The 21,727-nt window shown below is 55.9% G+C and carries 28 protein-coding genes and 1 pseudogene; 11 read left to right on the top strand and 18 right to left on the bottom strand.

From position 1 onward, the window contains the following. Positions 1 to 308 (bottom strand): response regulator (locus tag VNZ65_RS02375; RefSeq protein ID WP_325665694.1); only part of this gene is annotated, 308 nt, incomplete at its 3' end. Positions 309 to 365: 57 nt separating this feature from the next. Here VNZ65_RS02375 and VNZ65_RS02370 point away from each other — a divergent pair. From VNZ65_RS02370 to VNZ65_RS02355, 4 genes are read left to right on the top strand one after another with little or no spacing between them, the layout of a single operon-like run. Continuing rightward, a complete protein-coding gene (locus VNZ65_RS02370) occupies positions 366 to 725 on the top strand; it encodes a hypothetical protein (protein ID WP_325665692.1) in 360 nt (119 codons plus the stop codon). A gap of 35 nt (positions 726 to 760) precedes the next feature. Further along, positions 761 to 2,065, top strand: a complete 1,305-nt coding sequence (locus tag VNZ65_RS02365) for a TolC family protein (RefSeq protein WP_325665691.1) — start codon at positions 761 to 763, stop codon at positions 2,063 to 2,065. A 9-nt stretch (positions 2,066 to 2,074) separates the two neighbouring features. Continuing rightward, positions 2,075 to 3,667 carry an efflux RND transporter periplasmic adaptor subunit gene (locus tag VNZ65_RS02360; RefSeq protein WP_325665689.1) on the top strand — a complete coding sequence of 531 codons (1,593 nt, stop codon included), beginning with the start codon at positions 2,075 to 2,077 and terminating at the stop codon, positions 3,665 to 3,667. A gap of 23 nt (positions 3,668 to 3,690) precedes the next feature. Further along, positions 3,691 to 6,864, top strand: coding sequence for a CusA/CzcA family heavy metal efflux RND transporter (locus VNZ65_RS02355; protein ID WP_325665687.1), 3,174 nt, complete (start codon positions 3,691 to 3,693; stop codon positions 6,862 to 6,864). Between the two features lie 109 nt (positions 6,865 to 6,973). Here VNZ65_RS02355 and VNZ65_RS02350 read toward each other — a convergent pair whose 3' ends face one another. The 17 genes and pseudogenes from VNZ65_RS02350 to VNZ65_RS02270 all read right to left on the bottom strand — a co-directional run bounded on the left by VNZ65_RS02350 (position 6,974) and on the right by VNZ65_RS02270 (position 17,026). Continuing rightward, entirely contained in the window at positions 6,974 to 7,399 is a 426-nt protein-coding gene (locus VNZ65_RS02350; RefSeq protein WP_325665685.1) for a DUF1841 family protein, read from the bottom strand. An 83-nt stretch (positions 7,400 to 7,482) separates the two neighbouring features. Then, the gene (locus tag VNZ65_RS02345; protein WP_325665682.1) at positions 7,483 to 8,589 is read right to left on the bottom strand and encodes a tyrosine-type recombinase/integrase; all 1,107 of its coding nucleotides are present in this window, start codon (positions 8,587 to 8,589) and stop codon (positions 7,483 to 7,485) included. After that, positions 8,586 to 8,774, bottom strand: coding sequence for an excisionase (locus VNZ65_RS02340; RefSeq protein ID WP_325665680.1), 189 nt, complete (start codon positions 8,772 to 8,774; stop codon positions 8,586 to 8,588). Before VNZ65_RS02340 ends, VNZ65_RS02345 begins: the two co-directional genes overlap by 4 nt. Before the next feature lie 169 nt (positions 8,775 to 8,943). Further along, positions 8,944 to 9,342 (bottom strand): hypothetical protein, encoded by a 399-nt coding sequence (locus VNZ65_RS02335; protein ID WP_325665678.1) that lies wholly within the window; start codon positions 9,340 to 9,342, stop codon positions 8,944 to 8,946. After that, positions 9,339 to 10,250 (bottom strand): ParB/RepB/Spo0J family partition protein, encoded by a 912-nt coding sequence (locus tag VNZ65_RS02330; protein WP_325665676.1) that lies wholly within the window; start codon positions 10,248 to 10,250, stop codon positions 9,339 to 9,341. Before VNZ65_RS02330 ends, VNZ65_RS02335 begins: the two co-directional genes overlap by 4 nt. 11 nt (positions 10,251 to 10,261) lie before the next feature. Next, entirely contained in the window at positions 10,262 to 10,897 is a 636-nt protein-coding gene (locus tag VNZ65_RS02325) for a hypothetical protein (protein ID WP_325665674.1), read from the bottom strand. A gap of 8 nt (positions 10,898 to 10,905) precedes the next feature. Continuing rightward, positions 10,906 to 11,136: a helix-turn-helix domain-containing protein gene (locus VNZ65_RS02320; RefSeq protein WP_325665672.1), complete on the bottom strand. Its 231-nt coding sequence runs from the start codon at positions 11,134 to 11,136 to the stop codon at positions 10,906 to 10,908. A gap of 45 nt (positions 11,137 to 11,181) precedes the next feature. Next, positions 11,182 to 11,373, bottom strand: a complete 192-nt coding sequence (locus tag VNZ65_RS02315) for a DNA translocase FtsK (protein ID WP_255407838.1) — start codon at positions 11,371 to 11,373, stop codon at positions 11,182 to 11,184. 144 nt (positions 11,374 to 11,517) lie between these two features. Next, positions 11,518 to 12,405 (bottom strand): annotated as a pseudogene (locus VNZ65_RS02310) (recombination-associated protein RdgC); the annotation flags it as partial. Between the two features lie 39 nt (positions 12,406 to 12,444). Further along, on the bottom strand, positions 12,445 to 12,795 hold the full coding sequence (locus VNZ65_RS02305) for a hypothetical protein (protein WP_325665670.1): 351 nt from the start codon (positions 12,793 to 12,795) through the stop codon (positions 12,445 to 12,447). 25 nt (positions 12,796 to 12,820) lie between these two features. Then, on the bottom strand, positions 12,821 to 13,699 hold the full coding sequence (locus tag VNZ65_RS02300; RefSeq protein ID WP_325665668.1) for a hypothetical protein: 879 nt from the start codon (positions 13,697 to 13,699) through the stop codon (positions 12,821 to 12,823). After that, the gene (locus tag VNZ65_RS02295) at positions 13,686 to 14,267 is read right to left on the bottom strand and encodes a hypothetical protein (protein WP_325665666.1); all 582 of its coding nucleotides are present in this window, start codon (positions 14,265 to 14,267) and stop codon (positions 13,686 to 13,688) included. Before VNZ65_RS02295 ends, VNZ65_RS02300 begins: the two co-directional genes overlap by 14 nt. Then, the gene (locus tag VNZ65_RS02290) at positions 14,267 to 15,280 is read right to left on the bottom strand and encodes a hypothetical protein (RefSeq protein WP_325665664.1); all 1,014 of its coding nucleotides are present in this window, start codon (positions 15,278 to 15,280) and stop codon (positions 14,267 to 14,269) included. The genes VNZ65_RS02295 and VNZ65_RS02290 overlap by 1 nt, the downstream gene beginning before the upstream one ends. A 61-nt stretch (positions 15,281 to 15,341) precedes the next feature. Beyond that, positions 15,342 to 15,548 (bottom strand): hypothetical protein, encoded by a 207-nt coding sequence (locus VNZ65_RS02285; RefSeq protein WP_325665662.1) that lies wholly within the window; start codon positions 15,546 to 15,548, stop codon positions 15,342 to 15,344. After that, positions 15,545 to 15,679, bottom strand: coding sequence for a hypothetical protein (locus tag VNZ65_RS02280; protein ID WP_268906998.1), 135 nt, complete (start codon positions 15,677 to 15,679; stop codon positions 15,545 to 15,547). Before VNZ65_RS02280 ends, VNZ65_RS02285 begins: the two co-directional genes overlap by 4 nt. Further along, positions 15,676 to 15,918, bottom strand: a complete 243-nt coding sequence (locus VNZ65_RS02275; RefSeq protein ID WP_325665659.1) for a hypothetical protein — start codon at positions 15,916 to 15,918, stop codon at positions 15,676 to 15,678. Before VNZ65_RS02275 ends, VNZ65_RS02280 begins: the two co-directional genes overlap by 4 nt. 421 nt (positions 15,919 to 16,339) lie before the next feature. Next, positions 16,340 to 17,026 carry a LexA family transcriptional regulator gene (locus VNZ65_RS02270; protein WP_325665656.1) on the bottom strand — a complete coding sequence of 229 codons (687 nt, stop codon included), beginning with the start codon at positions 17,024 to 17,026 and terminating at the stop codon, positions 16,340 to 16,342. 84 nt (positions 17,027 to 17,110) lie between these two features. On the opposite strand from VNZ65_RS02270, the gene VNZ65_RS02265 reads away from it, so the two are divergent. The 7 genes from VNZ65_RS02265 to VNZ65_RS02235 all read left to right on the top strand — a co-directional run bounded on the left by VNZ65_RS02265 (position 17,111) and on the right by VNZ65_RS02235 (position 21,659). Next, positions 17,111 to 17,317 carry a transcriptional regulator gene (locus VNZ65_RS02265; RefSeq protein ID WP_325665654.1) on the top strand — a complete coding sequence of 69 codons (207 nt, stop codon included), beginning with the start codon at positions 17,111 to 17,113 and terminating at the stop codon, positions 17,315 to 17,317. Positions 17,318 to 17,492: 175 nt separating this feature from the next. Continuing rightward, on the top strand, positions 17,493 to 17,957 hold the full coding sequence (locus VNZ65_RS02260) for a YmfL family putative regulatory protein (protein WP_325665652.1): 465 nt from the start codon (positions 17,493 to 17,495) through the stop codon (positions 17,955 to 17,957). Continuing rightward, positions 17,954 to 18,127 (top strand): hypothetical protein, encoded by a 174-nt coding sequence (locus VNZ65_RS02255; protein WP_325665650.1) that lies wholly within the window; start codon positions 17,954 to 17,956, stop codon positions 18,125 to 18,127. Before VNZ65_RS02260 ends, VNZ65_RS02255 begins: the two co-directional genes overlap by 4 nt. Positions 18,128 to 18,302: 175 nt before the next feature. Then, positions 18,303 to 19,379 (top strand): phosphoadenosine phosphosulfate reductase family protein, encoded by a 1,077-nt coding sequence (locus VNZ65_RS02250; protein WP_325665648.1) that lies wholly within the window; start codon positions 18,303 to 18,305, stop codon positions 19,377 to 19,379. Continuing rightward, positions 19,376 to 20,230 carry a DNA adenine methylase gene (locus VNZ65_RS02245; protein WP_325665646.1) on the top strand — a complete coding sequence of 285 codons (855 nt, stop codon included), beginning with the start codon at positions 19,376 to 19,378 and terminating at the stop codon, positions 20,228 to 20,230. Before VNZ65_RS02250 ends, VNZ65_RS02245 begins: the two co-directional genes overlap by 4 nt. Before the next feature lie 11 nt (positions 20,231 to 20,241). After that, positions 20,242 to 20,673, top strand: coding sequence for a nuclease domain-containing protein (locus tag VNZ65_RS02240; RefSeq protein WP_325665644.1), 432 nt, complete (start codon positions 20,242 to 20,244; stop codon positions 20,671 to 20,673). Continuing rightward, entirely contained in the window at positions 20,673 to 21,659 is a 987-nt protein-coding gene (locus VNZ65_RS02235) for a helix-turn-helix domain-containing protein (RefSeq protein ID WP_325665642.1), read from the top strand. The genes VNZ65_RS02240 and VNZ65_RS02235 overlap by 1 nt, the downstream gene beginning before the upstream one ends. Positions 21,660 to 21,727 lie beyond the last annotated feature (68 nt).

Raw genomic sequence — 21,727 nt, 5'->3', positions numbered from 1 at the left:
GCGAAGGGCTTGACCAGGTAATCGTCGGCGCCCAGCTCCAGGCCCTTGATGCGGTCCTCGACTTCGTCGCGCGCGGTCAGGAACAGCACCGGCGTGGCGCGGGTCTTGCGCAATTCGCGGATCACCTGCCAGCCGTCCAGGCCGGGCAGCATGACGTCCAGCACGATCAGGTCGTAGTCTTCCGAGGTGGCGCAATGCAGGCCGTCGGCGCCGCTCTGCACCCAGTCGACCACGTAGCCGGATTCGGTCAGTCCTTTGCGCAGGTATTCACCGGCCTTGGGTTCATCTTCTACCAGCAGGATACGCATGTTTCATCCTTCTGTTGTCTGGGTTGAACCCCGATTATCTGCTAAAACCCGGCGGTGTTGGATTACAAAAGCGTAATCCGGCCGTCACCGTCCCGTTTTCCTCTGCTTCCTACACTTTACGTCAACGATCTGGCCAAAGGCAACGGCTGGTCGTTAAGCCCCTTTAATTTTTTGGAGATTGATATGAATGCTAAACAATTGTTTTCCGTCGCCGCCTTGTTGGCCGTTTCCAGCGTCGCGATGGCGCAAGCCCCGGCTGCAGAAAAGCCGGCCGGCACCGTCTCTCAGAACGCCGGCGCCGAAACAAAAAGCCGCACGGACAAGATGCAAGCTCAGCCGGACGCGAAAAAGAGCAGGTCTACCGCGCACGATCACAAGGAAGACGGCCCTAAGAAGACTATTTACTCAGGCGCCTGATCGGCCGTTCCGGCTTGTTTTTTTTGGAGTAGAGCATGCACAAGTTCTTCTTGCCGTTCGGTTTGGCGGCGCTGGTATGCCAACCGTCTTTGGCGCAGGATGTGGCGTCAACCCGGACAGCGGGATCGCAAGCTGCCATCAACTATAAGTTGCCGCGCCTTGCCAGCGACGAGCTGGCGGGGCAGCTGACGCTGCAGCAAGCTTTGCTGCAGGCTTTCAAGAGCAACCCGGAACTGGCTGCTGCTGCGCTGGAAGTGAAAGCGGTCGAGGCATCCATCTTGCAGGCGGGCGTCAGGCCCAATCCGGAGGTCTCCGCCTTGCTGGAAGATACCCGCAAGGCGACCCGGACCACCACCCTGCAGCTGAACCAGAAACTGGAGCTGGGTGGCAAGCGCGATGCTCGTATCAAGGCGGCCGAAAAGGGCCGCGACTCAGCGCAAGCGGATTACCTGACCAAGCGCGCCGATATCCAGGGCGCAGTGGTCAACGCTTATTTTTCCGCATTGGAAGCGCAGGAAAATCTGCAGTTGCTGCAGGGTTCTTTGCAGCTGGCGCAGCGCGCCAGCGAGGTCGCGGCCAAGCGTGTCGCCGCCGGCAAGGTAGCGCCTATCGAAGCGACCAAGGCGCGCGTCGCCGAAGCCGGGGTGCGGGTGGAGCTGCAGCAGGCGAACAGCAGCATGCAGATCGCACGGCGTGCACTGGCGGCAACCTGGGGTGACGCGGTGCCTGATTTTCTTGCGCTCGACGGCCATATCAATGTTCTGCCCGCACTGCCGGACCTGGCAGTCTTGCTGGAGCGCCTGCAGGATTCCCCCGCCTTTGTGAAGACGCGGGTGGAAGTCGAGCGCCGCCAGGCGCTGGTCCAGCTTGAGCGCAGCGCCCGTATTCCGGATGTCACCGTCAGCATTGGCGGCAAGCGGGTGGAAGAGAGTCGGCTAAACCAGATGATTTTCGGGCTGTCGATACCAATCCCTGTGTTTGACCGCAATCAAGGCAACCTGCAGGAAGCCTTGCAGCGCGCCGACAAAGCGCGCGATGAGCTGCGCGGCGCCCAGCTGAAGCTGGGCGGCGAACTGCGCGACGCTTATGAGCGGCTCAAGCAGGGCCGGGAACAGGTTGGCGCCTTGCAAAGCGAAATCCTGCCGGCCGCACAAGATGCCTACGATATCGCCACCAAAGGTTTTGAGCTTGGCAAATTCAGCTTTCTGGAAGTCCTGGATGCACAGCGCGTGCTGTTCCAGGCCAGATCGCAAGCGCTGCGTGCGCTTGCGGAAGCCCATCGCGCCGCCACTGAGATCGAGCGCGTGGTAGGTGCTTTTCCTTCAACCGACTCTTTGTAAACAGCCGACATGAAAATCAATTTGAGCAAGAGCAACGCTAGCACCGCCATTTTCGTCTTGCTAGCGGCCATTATCGTCCTGGTAGCGGGCGCACTGTATTGGAGCGGCGCCAGCGGAACCGCTCAGGAGACCGGGGAAGATGCGCACCGTGACGCGCTTGCCCATGCCGACGGCGAACATCACGGCGAAGCGGCGGCGGAAAAGCACGGCCATGCCAACCAGCATGACGACGGCGAACACCATCCGAAGCCCGAGGCCGCCAGCAAGGGACCGCATGGCGGCAGGATGTTTACGCAGGATAAGCTGGCGCTGGAAGTGAACATGGCGGAAGCAGCGGGAGAGGCGCGTTTCCAGGCATGGCTGTTCAACGACGGCAAGGCGCTGGCGCCGGATGCTGCCAAATTGACGCTGCAACTGGCGCGTCCCGATGGTGACGTGGAAAACATCAGCTTTGTCCCGCAGGACGGTTCTCTCAGCAGTAGCGTAGTAATCGCTGAGCCGCACGTGTTCGACGCTAAATTCCAGCTGCAATATGGCGGGCAGAAGCTGCTGGCGGCTTTTTCCCAGGAAGAAGGGAAAATCGAACTGAACGAGGCGCAGGTGGCGGCCTCCGGCGTCAAGCTGGAAAGCGCGGGTCCGGCGCGGGTCAAGACGGCTATCACCTTGCCGGGCGAAATCCGCTTCAATGAAGACAAGACCGCACACGTGGTGCCGCGCCTGGCGGGCGTCGTCGAGCAGGTAGCGGTCAACCTGGGGCAGCAGGTCAAGCAGGGACAGCTGCTGGCGGTGGTGGCCAGCACCGGCCTGGCGGAACAGCGCAGCGAACTGCTGGCAGCGCAAAAACGCTTCACCTTTGCACGCACTGCCTACGAGCGCGAAAAGAAACTGTGGGAAGAAAAGATATCCGCCGAGCAGGACTACCAGCAGGCGCGCCAGGTCATGAACGAAGCGGAAATCGCGCTGCAGAATGCACGGCAAAAGCTGAACGTGCTGGGCACCGGCGCAGGCAGCGGCAACGCCCTGAACCGCTACGAAATCCGGGCGCCGTTCAGCGGCCTGATCACTGAGAAACACATCGCGCTCGGCGAGGCGGTAGCCGCCGAGGCCAGCATTTTCACCATTTCCGATTTGAGTACCGTATGGGCCGAGATCATCGTCCCTGCCAAGGATCTGAACCTGGTGCGGCTGGGCGAAAAAGTCCAGATCAGTGCCACCGCCTTTGAATCGCGTGCGAGCGGCAGCATCTCCTATGTCGGCGCCTTGCTGGGCGAACAGACGCGCACCGCCAAGGCCCGCGTCACCCTGGCGAATCCAGACATGGCGTGGCGGCCTGGCTTGTTTGTCAATGTCGAGGTGGTGGCCAGCGATGTCGAAGTAGCGGTGGCGGTGCCGCCGCAAGCGATACAGACACTGGACGACAAACAGGTGCTGTTTGTGCGTATCGCCGATGGCTTCATGGTGCAGCCGGTGAGTACCGGCCGGGCCGACAGCAAGCAGGTGGAGATCGTCAAGGGGCTCAAGGCGGGTGCGCGTTATGCGGCTGAAGGCAGTTTCGTTCTCAAATCGGAACTCGGCAAGAGCAGCGCCGAGCACGCACACTAAGCGCACTCTAAGGACCGGACCCCATGTTTGAACGCATCATAAGATTCTCGATCGAGCAGCGCTGGCTGATCATGCTGGCGGTGTTCGCGATGGCTGCACTCGGCATCTACAACTACCAGAAACTGCCTATCGATGCAGTGCCGGACATCACCAATGTGCAGGTCCAGATCAATACGGCTGCGCCGGGCTATTCGCCGCTGGAAACCGAGCAGCGGGTTACCTTCCCGATTGAAACGGTGATGTCGGGCCTGCCGCAGCTGCAGCAGACGCGTTCGCTGTCGCGCTACGGCCTGTCGCAGGTGACCGTGATTTTCAAGGACGGCACCGATATCTATTTCGCCCGTCAGCTGGTCAATGAACGTATCCAGGAAGCCAGGGGAAAACTGCCGCCCGGTGTAGCGCCGGCGATGGGACCGATCTCCAGCGGCCTCGGCGAAATCTATCTGTGGACGGTGGAGGCCAAGGACGGTGCAAAGAAGCCTGACGGCAGCGCTTATACGGCCACCGACCTGAGAGAAATCCAGGACTGGATCATCAAGCCGCAATTGCGCAACGTCAGCGGCGTCACGGAAATCAATTCCATCGGCGGCTACGCCAAGGAATACCAGGTAGCGCCGCAGCCGGAAAAGCTGGCGTCGTATGGCTTGACCCTGCAGGATATCGTCACCGCGCTGGACCGCAACAACAGCAACGTCGGCGCCGGCTATATCGAGAAACGCGGCGAACAGCTGCTGATCCGCGCCCCTGGCCAGGTCAGTTCGATAGAGGATATACGCAACATCATCCTGGGCAATGTGCAGGGCGTGCCGATCCGTATCCGCGATGTCGGTGAAGTGGGCATCGGCCGCGAATTGCGCACCGGCGCCGCTACCGAGAACGGCCGTGAAGTAGTGCTGGGGACGGTTTTCATGCTGATCGGCGAAAACAGCCGGGCAGTATCGCAGGCGGTCGACCGCAAAATGGTGGAAATCAACCGCAGCCTGCCAGCCGGGGTCGAAGCCATCACGGTATATGACCGCACGGTGCTGGTCGACAAGGCAATCAATACCGTCAAGAAGAATCTGCTGGAAGGCGCCATCCTGGTGATTGCGATCCTCTTCATGTTCCTGGGAAATATCCGCGCCGCCATCATCACCGCAATGGTGATTCCGCTGTCGATGCTGTTCACGTTCACCGGCATGGTGCAGTACAAGGTGAGCGCCAACCTGCTTAGCCTGGGCGCGCTGGATTTCGGCATCATTATCGACGGCGCAGTGGTGATCGTGGAAAACTGCGTGCGTCGCCTGGCGCATGCGCAGGCGCATCACGGCCGCCCCCTGACACGTAGCGAACGCTTCCATGAAGTCTTTGCCGCCTCCAAGGAAGCACGCCGGCCCTTGCTATTCGGCCAGGTCATCATCATGGTGGTCTACCTGCCGATCTTCGCCCTCACCGGCGTCGAAGGCAAGATGTTCAACCCGATGGCCTTGACTGTGGTGATCGCCCTGGTCGGCGCCATGATCCTGTCGATTACGTTCATTCCGGCGGCGGTGGCCCTGTTCATCGGCAAGCGCGTGTCGGAAACCGAAAACTTCCTGATGCGTGGCGCCAAGCGTTTCTATGCGCCGGTACTGGAGTGGGTCATGCAGCGCAAAACCCTGGTGCTGAGCAGTGCGCTTGCCGTGCTGCTGTTGTCCGGGGTGCTGGCGACGCGTCTGGGCAGCGAATTCGTGCCGAGCCTGAACGAGGGCGATATTGCGATCCAGGCCCTGCGCATCCCTGGCACCAGCCTGACGCAATCGCTGGAAATGCAAAAGCAGATCGAAAGCACGCTGAAGCGGCAGTTCCCTGAAATCGAGCGTGTGTTCGCTCGCAGCGGCACGGCGGAAATCGCGTCGGATCCGATGCCGCCGAATATTTCCGACGGCTACATCATGCTCAAGCCGGAAGATAGCTGGCCCAAACCGAAGAAGACGCGGCTGGAGCTGCTGGCTGCGATCCAGCAAGCCGCCAACGATGTGCCTGGCAATAACTATGAATTTTCCCAGCCGATCCAGCTGCGCTTCAATGAGCTGATCTCTGGCGTGCGCAGCGACGTCGCGGTGAAGATCTTCGGCGACGACATGGCGGTCCTGAACGCCACCGCCGACAAGGTCTCGGAAGTGCTGGGCAAGATCACAGGCGCGGCGGAGGTGAAAATCGAGCAGACTTCCGGCTTGCCGATGCTGACCGTGAATATCGACCGCGACAAGACCGCCCGCTACGGCCTCAACGTGGCCGATGTACAGGACGTGGTTGCGACCGCGATCGGCGGCAAGGAAGCCGGCACTTTGTTCCAGGGCGATCGCCGCTTCGATATCGTGGTGCGCCTGCCGGAAGAACTGCGCAGCGACCTGGAGGCGTTCAAGCGTCTGCCGATCTCTCTGCCGCGCAGCGCCGGCGCAGAAGGGCGCACCAACTACATTCCGCTGGCCGAGGTAGCCAGTCTGGAACTGGCCCCGGGACCCAATCAGATCAGCCGCGAAAACGGCAAGCGGCGGATCGTGGTGAGCGCCAACGTGCGTGGCCGCGACATCGGTTCCTTCGTGAGCGAGGCCGAGACCAGGCTGCAACAGCAGGTCAAGATCCCGGCCGGCTACTGGACCAGCTGGGGCGGCCAGTTCGAGCAGCTGCAATCGGCTACGCAACGGCTGCAGATCGTGATTCCGGTGGCCTTGCTGCTGGTCTTTACCTTGCTGTTCGCCATGTTCGGCAACGTCAAGGATGGTTTGCTGGTGTTCAGCGGCATTCCGTTTGCCCTGACCGGCGGCATCGTCGCCCTGTGGCTGCGCGGCATTCCCTTGTCGATATCGGCCGCGGTCGGCTTCATTGCGCTGTGCGGGGTAGCGGTGCTGAACGGCCTGGTGATGATTGCTTTCATCCGCAGTTTGCGCGAAGAAGGCCGCGGCCTGGATCTAGCGATACGGGAAGGCGCGCTGACCCGTTTGCGGCCGGTATTGATGACGGCGCTGGTGGCTTCGCTCGGCTTTGTGCCGATGGCGATCGCCACGGGCACCGGCGCCGAGGTGCAGCGGCCGCTGGCGACGGTGGTGATCGGCGGCATCCTGTCGTCGACCATCCTGACTCTGTTGGTGCTGCCCATCCTGTATCAGTTATTCCATCGCCGCGACGAGGACGATCCGCAGCCGGCCGGCGAGGAGACAGCTAGGCAGCTTTGAAGTGATGGACAACCGGTTTCCCGCCTGAGTGTCCCCTTGGGTTTACGCGCCTGGATTGTCATCCAGGCGCTTTTTTGCGAGAGCTTTAATCCTCAGGCAAAACTGCGGGTCAGACGCGTTTCCTGACGCAGTCGATATAGGCGGCGCCGTCCGGCGGCAAGCCGCTGCGCTGCGCGTTCCAGATCATCTGGCCCAGGCATTCCATGATCTGATGATGAGCCTCGTGCTCGGATTGCAGCCGTTGCGTCAGGGCTGTCGCCGCGGCCTTGATCCCCGGCGGCTGGTCGATCGAGATCTGTTCGGCGATCGACAGATGCATCGACAAGTGCAGGAATGGATTGGTCTGGCCGTTTTCCACCGAGTAGTCGGCACCCAGTGCGGCGTCGACATCTTTCAGGTCGTCCGAGTATTCAGGATGCTGCGCTAGCCAGTCGCTGGCGATGGCTTCCAGCGGCGTCAGGATTTCGCCGGTGCGGTGCTTGCGGTAGGTCTCGCAAAAGAAGCGGCGGACATCGTCTTGGGATGGATTGAACATGAGGTAAGTCTTAGAGCCTTTGTTTATGCGGTTTTGCGAAGATTGTCCAAAATTCGTCCAAAATTCTTCCAAAATGAATATCGCTATTTTACAGAGACTTCCTGATAAGCGGTCCCGCGTAGGTCGTCATAGATGGCCGTTGTTTTAGCTTCTTTGTGCCCCATTATTGCTTGCGCGAAGTCGGCACCGTATTGTTCTTTATATAATCTCTCTGCTAAAGAGCGAATCTCGTGGAACGTTACTGGGGTTTTTCCTTCGCCTGGCAATACATTGGCGAATCCACGCGCCGCTCTGAACGCATCTGAAATTCCTTGAGGAGAAGTCGGGTCACCTGGCTTATTTATGCCTCTGTGTCGAACATGATGAACCATGTATTTGCTCAGGATGTTGTCTCGGCATTGCTTTATGACATCATCAATCGACATCGCGAAAGCGGTCAAATGTACATTCGTGTCAATTTTTAGCTTCGTGCGACCGCCCCCTTTTCTTTGTGCCACATATAGAAAACCGTCCCTCGCGTCGGAAAACAGCATATTGGCAATATCGTCGCGGCGCTGCCCTGTTACCAGAGCGAGATCCATTGCATTTTTTAGCCACGGTACGGCTTTTTCCCTTATGAGCAGGAAATTTTCCAGCGTCATACGATCCCGAGTTGGATTATATTCAGGAGAATAGGTAACAGAGACTGGATTCTTGCCTGCCTCTATCAGGCCCTTTGTCTCTGCTGTTCGAAAAACATCAGAAAGCCGAGAACGCATATTTATCATGGTGGCGGCACCCCGCACACCCTCTAACGATTCGAGATAAGTGGAAATCTGTTGAGCGGTAATTTTATCGACTGGCATCCATGCGAAGTCGCAGCGTGAAAAGTCAGCAAGGTAAATTTGTCCGATGCGAATTGTACTTTGAGCAGGACTCTCGCGCTTGATCCACAAGGGCTCGTATTGCTTTAGCCATTCGCCAAAAGATACTTGAGGTTTTCCGGTTACCCAATCGACTAATGATGATCGCCCCATTTCGAGTAATGCGGCGTTTGCCAGACGAGCTTCTCTGAAAGCTTCAGCACGATCGCGGCCCAGTCCTTTGGTTTTATTGCTTTGAGGGTTGCGATACCAAAAATATCCGTCAACCTTGCAATATAGATTGTCCGGGAATCCTTTCCTGTTCGCACTTCTACGTCTCGCGTTCATTTGCCGCCTCTATATTCTGCAGTTGGTTTAACAAACCAGTTTTTCCCGACGATCTGTGGTCTCGGAGATATTCTTCCTTCGTGCACCCAGCGATGCAGCGTATTAGGATGTGGCGCAAACTCTCCAAACATAATTTCTGCCCATTTTTTTAACGGAACAAGTTTTGGCTGAATTGTTGTACTCATTATTTCGCCTTATGGGTAATACGCCGAAATTCCGTAACCCGCGCCCACGGGTTCGTAGACCAGCTTATGCAGGGTGCCATTACCTTCGCGATGCGGATCAGATCTTCGGCCGGAAGCCGAAATAAATCTTGGTAAACTGGAAGTTGAAGGAGTGGATGCCAATAGCCCATTACGTTGCCTCCTGAGTATGCATGGCCGCGTCAATGGCATGGCGCAGCGATATGCCCTCTGCAATTAGCACTCGATTCCGATCATAGAAGCTAGTTTTTATCGGGGAGCCTCGCGGACCACACTGCCATTGCAGCGCGTGGATGTGCTCCTGCGCATCAAGCCAATCTATGCGCAGAGTGTCATCGCAACCTAATCCAGTTGCAGGATAATTTCCGTGTTGCACGACGGCTTGGCCGAATTCAGTAAGCTCATAGTGCTGCGCATGCGTTCTACGGATGAGACCTATGCATGCAAGGCGCTGGACCATCGATGTGGCGATATCGTAGCCTTCACCATCTTCGAAACAATCCTTCAAGCGACGCAGCGCTACAAATTCGTCAGGCAAAATGGTAATCATTGTGTTTTTTCTTTCCCCGCTTGGGATTGCATGGCGACATCAATGGCTGCTCGGGGATTCTCAAAAATACCAGGCTGCGTTTCGTCAATATTCGGCCACAATAGCCAGAAGCCCCTCTTAGCCTCGCCGGACACCGTTTTTCCACCATGGAAGACAACAGCTTTCTGATCGATCAGATAATCGAGGCGCTGTGTATCCAGCAGGTCGCCGTATATGGGTCGAGGCGTAGGTTGCTCGGCAGGCGCTACCGTTTTTTTTGTCACCTTGGTTTTTCCAGCGGATCTGGCCGTCTCTAAGTGGCCCGCGAGTACCTTCCCCGCACCGCTGCCGTGTTTTTTTACGACCACAAGAGCGACGTGAGCGGCGACTTCTTTACGCGTTACCATGCCTTGCACATCGCTGTTGGACTCTGCTAGTGTCAGCATCTGTGATACGTAATTCGCAGATTTTCCGACCTTTGACGCTACTTCTTGATTTGTCCAGCCGAATCCAATTAGTTTGCGATACTGCAAACCTTGTTCCAGTGGTGTAAGTGGCTTACCCTGTGCACTAGTGAGCATGTGGGCGATGCGTTCGGCGTCATTGCCACGGAATTGGCGCGCATCGATCCGCACGATTTCTACGCCCTCGGCGATTAATTGTAGGATTGAGGTGAGACGATGATGGCCGTCGACCAGAATGATGCGACCGTCTTCGACACGAACAACCAATGCATCCAATTCCGCGCCTGCCTTGATGGACGCTTTGATGGAGTCAACGTGTTCCTGGTCGATTGGGCGTCCATTGAACCCCGGTTCAATTTCTATGATGCGTGGATCAACCTGGAATCGTGTGGTTTTTTGGATACCGTCGATCTTTCGTTCGGCTAGTACCTTTAATGACACTGCTCCTGACATATTTTCAGTCATCTTGTTTTCCCTTATCCGTGTTGATTAATTGTCTGACCACTTTCCAAATGGTTGGCATTGGTTGTGTTTTTACTAGTATGAAATGGCTGTTGATCATGATAAGTTTTCTTGTGGAAACTATTTGTGGAGAATAAATGCCGCAATTCGAGACGGTGCACGAAGGGCACAAGATTAAAGTCGTGAGCGCGATCGTCGGGGGTGGTAAGTGTCGTTGGGCCGTTTTGATTGACGGGATATTGTTGCGACCACCCGTGCTTGAGCCGTCCGATAGCTGGGACATTGCCTGTGACCAGGGAATTGCGTTCGCAAAAGGTCTTGTCCATGCCGGTAAGTAATTCATGCTTGTAATGCAATTGCAAGATTGGGTTTGGAAGAACTGCCTTTTGGCAGCAGGGGGAAATATGAGACATAATTTTGAATACAAAGGCAACTATTACTCGGTCGACGTTTATGAGGGGAAGGAAGGGCAATGGACGTGGTCTTATCAAATTGAGAGTGGGCCGACTTGTACATGTAGAGATTTGCCACTGGATAATGAAGAACTTGCGCTTATCGACGCTAAGCGCAAAGTTAAATGGATAATTGATCATAAAAAATGACTTTGCCATCCTCTCGATTTTTCGCTCGTGGGCGACGTTAGATTTCATATCAGTGCTTACCCGATGCCTGCCAACGCTTTAATTTCCTTGGTGGACATGCCGGTAAACTCGTGCAGCTTCACCAGCAGCATGAAGCCGAGTGGCTGGACACCATTACGAATTTTGCTGATAGTGGGCGGGGTGATCTCAAGCGCACGGCACAGAGCGGCATCGTTCTTCAAATTGTGCTTTTGCAGCACGACATCCAGCATATAAGCGACTGTATATTTCTGCGATTGGGTTTCCATGACGTTCCTTTTCATTTGGGGTGATTGCGAGAATGGGATAGGGCGTTACGCTTCTTGCTTTAACAGGGTGCGAGTACCGTCGCTGTGCATGGGGCTGACGATGGCGTCAAATTCCATTTGCTCAAGAAGGCGCGCGGCGCGGTTATAGCCGATGCGGAGGACGCGCTGGACCAAAGAGATAGAAGGCCGTCGCTGTTCGCGCACAATGGCAACAGCTTGGGCATACAGTGGGTCCACGCCCTCGCCGAAGCGTATGAGTTCGGTTCCAGAGTGACTAATCGTCGCTGTTGCGCCATGCGCACAGAGGTGACTCTCGAACTTAGCGACGGCGGCATGCACCTGGCCGTCAATGTTTGGTGCAGGGCTGAATTCATCGGGCGTTTCACCGCCGAGTGCAAGCACCAGATCGCCCAGCATCTTGTTCAGTTCGGCCGTCATCAGCACCATGTCGGAGTCGAAGCGCTCGTCGTCATTCTTGCTGCTGGTGTCGTTGCTTTCCTTCAGCACGTCTAGCGGCGCGACGCGCTTGATCGCCAGCGATTCGGTCAGCACGAACGAGATATGATCTGCCCAGGTCATTGCCAGTCGAGTGCACTGCTTGCCGGCAGCGATGTGGCGGCCTGTGTCGTCCGCTTCCAGTGAGTGACGGATATAACGGACGGTGGCCTTGCTTTCGCCGGCGGCGCGCAGTTCGGTGTCCTGGTCGATGGTGAAGCCGTGCGGTGCTTCGTCCGAGGCCAGCCAGTTGGTCATCGAGGTCAGCGGCGAATGGGCCGTGCGCAGGCCGGAAATCTGCAGCTTGTCGACCGAAGCCAGCAACAGCTTCAAGATTTCTTCCGCTTTAGTTGAGCTGGCGGCATCAATCACTAGCCAGCCGTTGACCGGATCGATCCAGACCCAGGTATTGCGCCGGATGCTGAAAGCGCGCGGCAGCAGCTCATCGGTGATCTGTTCCTTGAGGTCTTTCAGCTGCTTTCGACCCGGCGCATAGCCTTGCTGCTCTTCGATCTCGGCGGCGCGCGCTTCGGTGACCTGGTTGACGACAGTGGCCGGCAACAGCTTTTTTTCTGTACCCAGTAAGATCATCATCTGGCGGTTCACGCTGTGCACCAGCATGCCGTTGTCGCGCGGCGACAGCCAGCCCTGGCTTTGCAGTTCCAGGCTGCTGCACTTGGCGAAGGCTTGCGGCGCCAGGAAGGATTCCAGCTGTTCGGTCGAAATGGACCATGGTGCGGGAATTCGGTATATCTGAAGGTTCTTAAACCACATACTATTAGTGTCCGTTTTTGATGTGTGGGTATTTGTCGGCTATTGCATCTTCAGCAGGCCGCGATGATTCGCCTGGTGCGTCCGCCATGCTTCAATCGTTGCCTGCGCCGCAACCATCTTCCAGCGGTGGACTTCATCCAGTTCAATCGCGGTACGCATGGCTTCCAGGTGGGCGATATATTCAGGACTGGAGTAGGCGTCACGTTCTTGGGCAGTGAGGGTCTTCTCGGAGCTCGCGGCCATACAGTTGGCCTTGATCGTTTTCCGAAACTCTTCCATGTAGATACGATTGGCACGGGAGATCGCGGCCTCGCCGGCCTGAAACTGTAGAAAATCGAGGGCTTTCTGAGCGGCTTCGTCGCTGAAGTTATCTGTTTTTGTGTAGGTCATGATGTGCTCCTGTTTAAATGCGGGATTACTTGCGGCGGGCAGTGATGCCGGCCTGCGGGAAGGCGCGAACGCCATCAATCTTCATGTTCGCTTTCAGCGAGGTCGCCATTTGCTTGATCGGCGTCATGTTCGCTTGCAAGAACGTGATGTATTGAGGATTGGCCGCCACAAACTTGACCAGAGTCAGCAGGTCGGTGACTTCGGCGGTCCAACGCTCTGAAGTCGACACGCCGGCAATCTTTGGCGCCGCGCTGGCGACGACCGGCGCGGTCATGACGCTGGCGATGGTTTGATTGAGCGTGACGCGCGCGTGGGCTACTTGGGCATCTGCGTGAGCCGCTGCTTGCACCTGGTTGGCGGCGAGTGCTTCAGCACTGGCCTTGTTTGCTGCCTCGGTATCGCCGGCCGCGGTAGCTTCTTCGGCAGCCTTGGTAGCAGCTGTCGCTTTCTCTGCTGCGGCCTGGGCTTCACGAACCTTCTGGTCTGCCGCCGCTTGCTGGTCGCGGGCTTCACTCTCTAGGCGCAAACGCTCTTGCCGGGCCTGTTCGTCGGCGATGCGCTGGGCTTCAGCAGCTCTTTTCTTTTCGGCGGTCACATAGTCAAGCATGAGTTTTTTGAGAAATGCGATGCCGGCTTCGCAACGTTCAATCGGGCCGCGGAAAAGGTCCATGACTTCCTTCTTCGATGCATCCATCGGGCGAGTGATCTTGAAGCGTTGCTCAGTCAGGTCGTCAACCTTGCGCTGCAGGTCCGTCAGCTCCTCAACGGCAATCTCGTACATGGCCGGCGAATTGATCGTGATTGAATTCGCGACGGCATTCACGCTATCGGCGACTTTTTCCAATGCCGCCTTCTGAGGTAGAGCGGGTAGGGCGGCGGGGCGAATTTCTTCAACTAATTCCATGTTTGTCTTTCCATTTCCGTAAAGTTAAAAGTGATATAAAGGCTGCAAAGTCTGTCGGGTCGGTATAGGGCACCAGCCGGTACGTCCCATCGGGGCGCAATCCTAAGGCGTAGCGGTCCACGATTGCCGCGTTTTCCAAGTTATGCGTTGCCTGGTAGGCGGCGAGCTGAGGACCTATCACTGGTCCCAGCGTCATCATCTTCTTGATGTCGAGGACAGCACGCCGGCCACGGACTGAGCCTGTGCGGTCGGACGTGCCGCAATAGCAATGAAGCGGGTGATACATGCGCTTCTCAATGGTGTCCGGAACAAAGCCGGTATCGGCGCGAAACTTCTTCCAGCCCACTAGATACGGCAGCATTTCTGGCGCCAGACTTTCCTCATCAAGATCGTCCAGGTCGTGCAACTCGGTCATGCGATGGACTGCTTGACCAAGCAGTCGGGCACGCTCCAATGCTTCGGGCGGCACCATTGAGTAATTCACCAGAGGGCTGAGAATCTGCGTCACGCTTGGCACAATCTCACCGTGCCAGCGGTACACGTGGCTAGGTTCGTCGAAAGTAAGCATCAGGCCGCCGGGTTCTTAATCCAGGCCAGAACGTCATTGAAATTGGCGTTCGTGATATCAGCCATGGCAAAGCCGAACTGCCTTTGGATGTCGTTCGAGCTTAGAGCGGCTGTTTCCAGTTTCATCTTGAGGTAGTCGAACTGCGCTTCGGAGAGCGGCGATTCATTCTTCGGCTCTTGCAGCGGTAGCTCGTCCGTCTTTGGCGGCGCAACGCTTTCTGGCACATTGGCCGGTTCAGCCGCCTTCGCCGACTTGGATTGCGGCATCTTCGGAGGTGCAGCTGGAAGGTCTGCATTCGCGAAAGCTTGTTCCGGCGTCGTGTCACCTTCTTTAATAGCTGTCAGAATGCCGCGCAAGGTCACGAGCTTTTCAAGGCCGATATCATCTGTACCTGACACGCCCAGCGTTGAGCAGATCTGTTCTTGCGTCACGCCGTAGGACTGAAACGCCTTGATGGCGTCGGCGCGCCGATTCGCCAAGGTCTTGAAGTCGCCCATGACGGTGGCGCGCGCCGCGTCGTACATATCGGCCCAGAATGCCTTCGGTACACCTTTCAGAATGGCGTTACGAAGCGCGATAGAGCAGGCCGCGTTTGCAGTCACACCGATCATGTCGGCGTTGTAGCGCTTCCCACGGCTGTCTGTAATACGCCGCTGCACCTCGTAGGTGATAGCAACGTTCTTCTCCAGATCATGGAAAACACCTTGCGTCGTCACAAACTCACCCTGGTCACTAACGACACGGGCGCCGGCGCGGCTATTGCCCCATGCTGACGCGATCACTTCGGCAAAGCGGGCGCTCGGTCCTTCGATGGTTTTTCCTGCGCGGGGCAGGGAATAGATGCACTCGCCGGCCACTTTCTCGGTCAGCGTCACCATCTGCATGGCTTCGTCACGAAATTTCTTGATGGAACGAGGAAACCTATGTGCGGTCGTGACCTGCTGTTCGATTTCCGACTTGTTCAGCAGCGCAATCGTGCCACTTTCGATCGTCATGATGTCTTGGACTTCCATGTAATTACCCTCGATTTATTGATTTGGTGACGCTAGGGCGTCGTGAAGTGAACAGGCGCTGTTACTGGCTGCGCTTCAGTTCGGTTTGGCACGCGCGGCGAAATGCCATTTTGCTGTTTTCGTCGTCAGGCCAGCCATGTGCCTCGCAGAGATCTCGTAGCGTGGGAGCGGCATAGCTGTCATCGTCGTTACAGATTGCATAGGCGGAGAAGACAAGCAGAAAGAAGCAGCTGGCGAGTAGCCAGGCGGCTAATGTGGCGCGGCTCATTGCTGCACCATCACAGTGACGCCAAGCGCGCCGGCATCGTAGGCCGCGTCCATCAGCGCATTGCGGTCACCGATGCCGGAGTAGGTTTCAGTACCGCCGTCTTGTGTTTTGATCGTGATTTGGAAGCTCATGCTGGCTCCTTGTGCGCATCGCGCATGTGGTCTGGCAATCCTGTCGGCTTGACCTTGCGCCCGCAAAAAGTGCATTTGGCTTTTGGCTTTGGCGGTTGATAGGCCGCTGCATTGGCCTTTTTTTCGTCGGTTCTGCACCTGCGGCAGCTGCATGGAAAGCCAGGCGCATCTTCGTTAAGAAACACGCCGCAGCCTTGGCAAAGCGTCCCATCCAACATCATGTCTGCTACGTCGCCCATTGGAATTTCCCTTGATTAAGTTGCGCCGATCTTGATCGGAATTCACCGTCAAGCCATTTGGTTAAAACTTCTTGAATGCAACAATATTAAAGTTTAACTTGTATTTAATCAAGTTAAACTTGTAAATAAATTTGAATTTCTTGCAAAATTTCAAGAGACGAAGCCTTGGTAGGGGGCTGCTTGTAATTTAAGGGGGTGATTTACTGTGTAAATGCCGTCAGTCTTCCCGGCGCGCGACGTGATGATCCAAATTTGGGCGATGAACTATCACCTGGATGTCGATGGGCGTGGGAGATCAATTGCGTGCTCGGCAGTAGGCTAATGTTTCTAAATCGGGGGGAAGATGCCCCAGCCGGAGGTGGGGGCTTATTGAAAACTACAACTGCGGATTGTGAATTTGATTCTGCTTGAGTGTCGGAAATTAAAAGTCGGTGCTGCACCAAACCTTAAGAATGCGGGCGAAAACCTCGAAGTCCATATCAGGCTTGATCGTCCATTCTTTGTAGGCCTTGTTTTCCGATATCGCTACAATTCCTTCGCCCGGGATTCGCTGGAGTCTCTTGATAAAACCTTCGTCGCCAACCCTAAAAAAATAGACAGAATCGAATTCGACCGATTTAACTCCTCTATCTACGAGGAGTGGGTCGCCCGGATTAAACATGCCTCGCATTGAGTCACCAAAGCCGGTGACGATAGCTAAATTATCAATTCCTGTGTGATGCTTTACATTTTTTTGAATCCATTCAGGGCTTACGTGCCAGCTCTGAATTACCCCTGGTTGGTCGCGCAATATGACGCCATGGCCCATTGCTCCACCTGTGTTGTATTGCCGAATTTCTATTTCCTCCGATTTTTCTTTGTAATCACGAATCGAAATCACGACAGGTTCTCCCGTATCTGCAGGTACGTCTCCCCCATACACTAGAGCAGATTCAGTAATGCCGAAATATTGAGCAATTAACTCCAACCGCCCTTTTCGCGGCATTAGACCTTTCGTGATCCATTGTTGGACTGCTTGAGGCGAGACCCCGCAATGCGTAGCCAGCGCGGTCATATTGCCGCTGTCTTTTGCATCCAACAATTGTTTGAGCCGATATTTGAATTCCATAGATTAGGAGTGTACAAGCGTGCCTTGTAAATAGCATCTAAAGAAATACTTGTAACAATACAAGTTAAACTTTAAAATAATGCTATGAAAACTTCAATTGAGAAAGCTTGCCACATCGCTGGCGGACAGACATCGCTGGCGCGAATTCTTGGTGTAAGTCCCCAGGCAGTACAGCAGTGGGTTACGAGAGGGAGGCCGCCTTCAGGGCGCTGTATTCCAATCGAGAACGCCGTCGCCATGGGAGTGACTCGTTTTGATCTTCGGCCAGACGTGTTCGGCAATTCTCTATAGGGAGAGTTGCTATTTTATTGCGCATATCTCTTCTCATATAACCAGGCTGTTCCACATCCATTTTGAGTTCGGCAAACAACCTTTGCTGGCCATCTGCAATTTTTATTTTATTTCCCATAGCTGAACTGTAACTGCAATTTTGCAAAACAAACACCACCGAAAAAAGGAAAACGTTGTGAGTAGAAGGCAAGCTTATTTAAAAATGATCAAAGCATTCCCCGGCGGTTGGGACGCGATGGCTGCTGCCATGGGCATCACTCGTAACGCATTGGAGAATCGAACCTATGAACGCCAGGGGCAAACAATGAGCGTCGACAAGGCAATGCAGATGCAAGTTTTTTCAGACACTGCGCTTTTTGCACAATGCATCGCAACTGAAAGTGGCGGCGTGTTTGTCATGCTGCCGGCGCCACATGAAATCGACAACGAAGCGCTGTTGAGCAAGTTCAACAAGCTGTATGCCCACATAGGTTTGTTGTCGCGCCGCTTCAACGAGGCGACTGAAGATGGCGAGATTGATAAGCGTGAGCGAGCTGACTTGGCTGCGATAGGCGATGAGATCAGCCGCCATACCCAGGAGCTGCTGGCGCTGACATTTCGCATTTACTGCCGTAGTGACGATGAGAAGGTGGAAGCGTGAGCGAACCCATTACGTCCATCGCCGGCATCATCCAGCATGCGCATGAAGCGGCGGAGCAGGGCAGGCTGGCAAGCGCCTGTCGGTATCCGGTCCATTCTGAGGCCGCTGAGCGCTGGCATGCTGCTTACCACGCGCGCCGGAAAGAACTACTTGAAATGGCGGCTGCATGATTCCTGTGTCTGTAGGTGATCCACGGCATGCGGCTGATCGCTATGCCGAACGCACGGCGAAGATGGTTATTTTTAATCATGCCCAGCGAGTCTGCAAAGGGGCATGCCGCAAGAGAAAGAGTGTCGGGCAGTTCGCGCGCGGGGATGATTTGTGCAAGACGTGTAGGTTGCGCGCATGACTATTCGCCACGTTGTATCCGTATCCGGCGGGAAGGATAGTCTTGCCACATTGCTGATCGCGATTGAGCGCTTCGGTAAAGCGGCAATCATTGCTATTTTCTGCGATACCGGCAATGAGCACCAGGCCGTCTACGAATACCTGGACTACCTGGAGCTGGCGCTGGATATCAAGATCATTCGCCTAAGGGCGAATTTCCATGCTGAGATCGCTAGTAAGCGAACGTTCATCGCGCGCGACCGGCGCACGCGGCGCGAGTACGATACGGCGCCAGTATTCGAAGCAGACGGAAAAACACCGATCCCGAAACGCGATGGGCGCGGCCAGATTGTCCTGAACAAAAAAGGTGAGCCGATCCAGAAAGTACGAAAGATCGGATGTGGTCGATTGTCCCGTTGGACCAACAAGGCTAAGCGCCGCGCATTAGCTGCGTTGCATCCTTCTGGCAATCCATTCCTTGACCTTTGCATGTGGAAGGGACGCTTCCCATCTCGAAAGGCACAGTTTTGCACCGAGCAGCTAAAGCGCGATATCGCCGTGTCGTTCCAGCTCGAACTAATCGCGCAGGGTTACACCGTGGTTTCCTGGCAAGGTGTACGCCGGGACGAGTCAGCGAAACGCCGGGATGCGCTGAAGTTTGAGGTTGTCGGCGGCGGCCTATATATCTACCGTCCGTTGGTGGATTGGTCTGCCGACGACGTGTTCGCATACTGTGCAGCAAGAAAACTTCAGCCCAATCCACTATATCGCCAGGGCATGCATCGCGTCGGTTGCATGTATTGCATCAATGCCAGAAAAGAAGAGATTAGAGAGGTGGCTGTCCGCTTTCCGGAGCATCCGGCGCGGCTCGCCGAATGGGAGGAAATCGTTTCTCAATGCAGTAAACGAGGATTTTCCACGTTCTTTCACAAGGTCGATGATTTGACCGGTTCGCCATCTTCGATTTTCTCGCGCTGCAAAATGGAGACGGTCATCGAATGGTCGCGCACCACGCGCGGCGGCAGACAGTTTTCCCTGCTGGAGCAACTGGACGAACCCACCGCGTGTTCTTCCGCGTATGGATTGTGCGAATGAGCGCCCCTTCACGCCCCGTCTTGCGATACCACGGCGGAAAATTCCGCCTGGCGCCGTGGCTGATCAATTTCTTTCCTGCGCATCGCGTGTATGTAGAGCCCTTTGGTGGAGCTGCGTCTGTGCTGTTGCAGAAGGAGCGTAGCTATGCCGAGGTTTACAACGATCTGGATGGGGAAATTGTCAATCTGTTTAGGGTGTTGCAGAACCCAGGTCAGAGTGCCAAATTGGTTGAGCTTCTACGCCTGACACCGTACGCGCGTGCGGAGTTTGACCTGGCGTGGCAGCCCGCTGCTGATCCCGTTGAAACAGCGCGTCGTACCGTTATCCGCGCTCAAATGGGCTTTGGTTCTGCTGGCGCCACCAAGGGAAGTTCTGGATTCCGTATTGATACCGCTCGGCGGTATAGCACGGCGATGATGGACTGGGAGCGCTACCCGGCGTGCCTACCGCCGATCATTGAGCGCCTGAAAGGCGTACAGCTAGAAAACCGTCCTGCACTGGACGTGATTCGCAGTCAGGATAAAGAGGATGCCCTGTTTTATGTGGATCCTCCATACCTGCACGACACCCGCGTGATGCAAGGCAGCACACGCTATTACCGGCACGAAATGACCAATGACGATCACGTCGAATTACTCTCGCTTCTGTCTGAGGTACGGGGAATGGTGGTTCTCAATGGCTATCCGAGTCAGCTTTATGACGACGCGTTGCCAGGTTGGGTCAAGCATTCTGTTTCGGCGAGAGCTAGCGCAAATCGGGGAACTACCCTCCGTACGGAGGTCGTTTGGCTGAATCCTGCGTGTGTTGCAGCGCTTGCCGCCGAAGAGTCGCAGCAGCGGATGTTTGCATGAAGCGCAGTCCCATGAAGCCTTCCACAAAGCCAATGCGTCGCACTGCCATGTCGCGTGGCCTGACCGGTGTGCTGTCTTGCTCGTCCTTTCAGCGATCCGCGAAACCGAAGAAGCCGATCAAGGCTCGGCGCAAGCCGTTGACCAAGATTCAGGCATCGGCCCGCGACCAGGAATGCACATTGCGATTCCCTGGCGTTTGCAACTACCGCACCGACACGACCGTTCTTTGCCACTCCAATTTGCTGGAGGACGGCAAGGGCTATGGCATTAAGGCACCAGATGAAAAGGCGGCATATGGCTGCTGTCGCTGTCATGACGTCTTGGATGGGCGCGCCAAGCGTCCAGTTGGCATGAACTACGAAGTAATGATCGATTTATTTTATAACGGCGTGGCGCAGACGAATGACATTCTGCGCCGCCTGGGACTGATGGAGGCAATTTAGTGAGTGTTCGTATTATGTCGATGGTGTTTGAACGCTATCAAAACGGCGGCGGCGAGATGCTGCTTGCGCTGGCCCTGTCCGATCATGCCCATGATGACGGGACCAGTATTTATCCCTCCATTGAGCAATTGGCTTATAAAACACGGCAATCGGCGCGTACTGTGCAATACCAGTTACGGGCGATGGAAAAGAGTGGATGGCTGATCCTGATGAATTTTGGGAATGGTGGCCGTGGCTCCCGCCGTGAGTATCGTATTTCCCCTGATTGGCTGAAGGGTGCAAATATTGCACCCTTAGCTAAAATTCCCATAGGAGAAGACTCTGTAAAGGGTGCAAAAATTGCACCCCAAGAAAATAAGGGTGCAACTGACGGTCAAAAGGGTGCAGCCCAAGGCACAAAGGGTGCAACTGACGGCGCAAAGGGTGCAAAGCTTTTGCACCCACATATAACCGTCACTAACCATCATGAATCATCAGAGAATCGTCAGGACGCTCGCGGCAAGCGCTTGCCCAAAGACTGGACCTTGTCGAAAGCTTTGGGAGATTGGGCGCTGGAAGAGCAGCCGACCTGGACGCCGGAGCATGTTCGCCGTGTTGCTGACAAATTCCGGGACTACTGGGTAGCCGTTGCCGGTAAGGCCGCAAGGAAGACTGACTGGCCGGCGACCTGGCGCAACTGGTGCCGCAACGAGAAGCCACTGGTGGCCGGTAAGCCTGCCGGGCAAGGGGCATGGTGGGCAACCGACGATTCCGTGATGGCCAAGGGCGCTGAGTTTGGCCTCAAGCCGCTGGCAGGCGAATCGATGTCAGCCTTCAAGGGCCGCGTCGAAGCGACGATCCATAACGGCGGCCAAGTACCGCCCCCGCCGCCAAGCAGGATCACGTCAACGCGCCGGAAAGCAGATGACGCGCGCGGCACTAAGCCGAATGGCCTGAACTTGAAAGCATTGCTTAAACCGAAAGGGCGGCCAGATGACTCAAACTGAGCGCGACAGTGTGAACTTGGAATCGTCTCATTCCGCTATGGTGGTGACTTTCATCGTGGATGGTCAGC

The sequence above is a fragment of the Collimonas sp. genome (assembly GCF_035566555.1).
Lineage (GTDB): Bacteria > Pseudomonadota > Gammaproteobacteria > Burkholderiales > Burkholderiaceae_D > Collimonas.
This window is presented reverse-complemented; position numbering and strand designations above follow the sequence as displayed.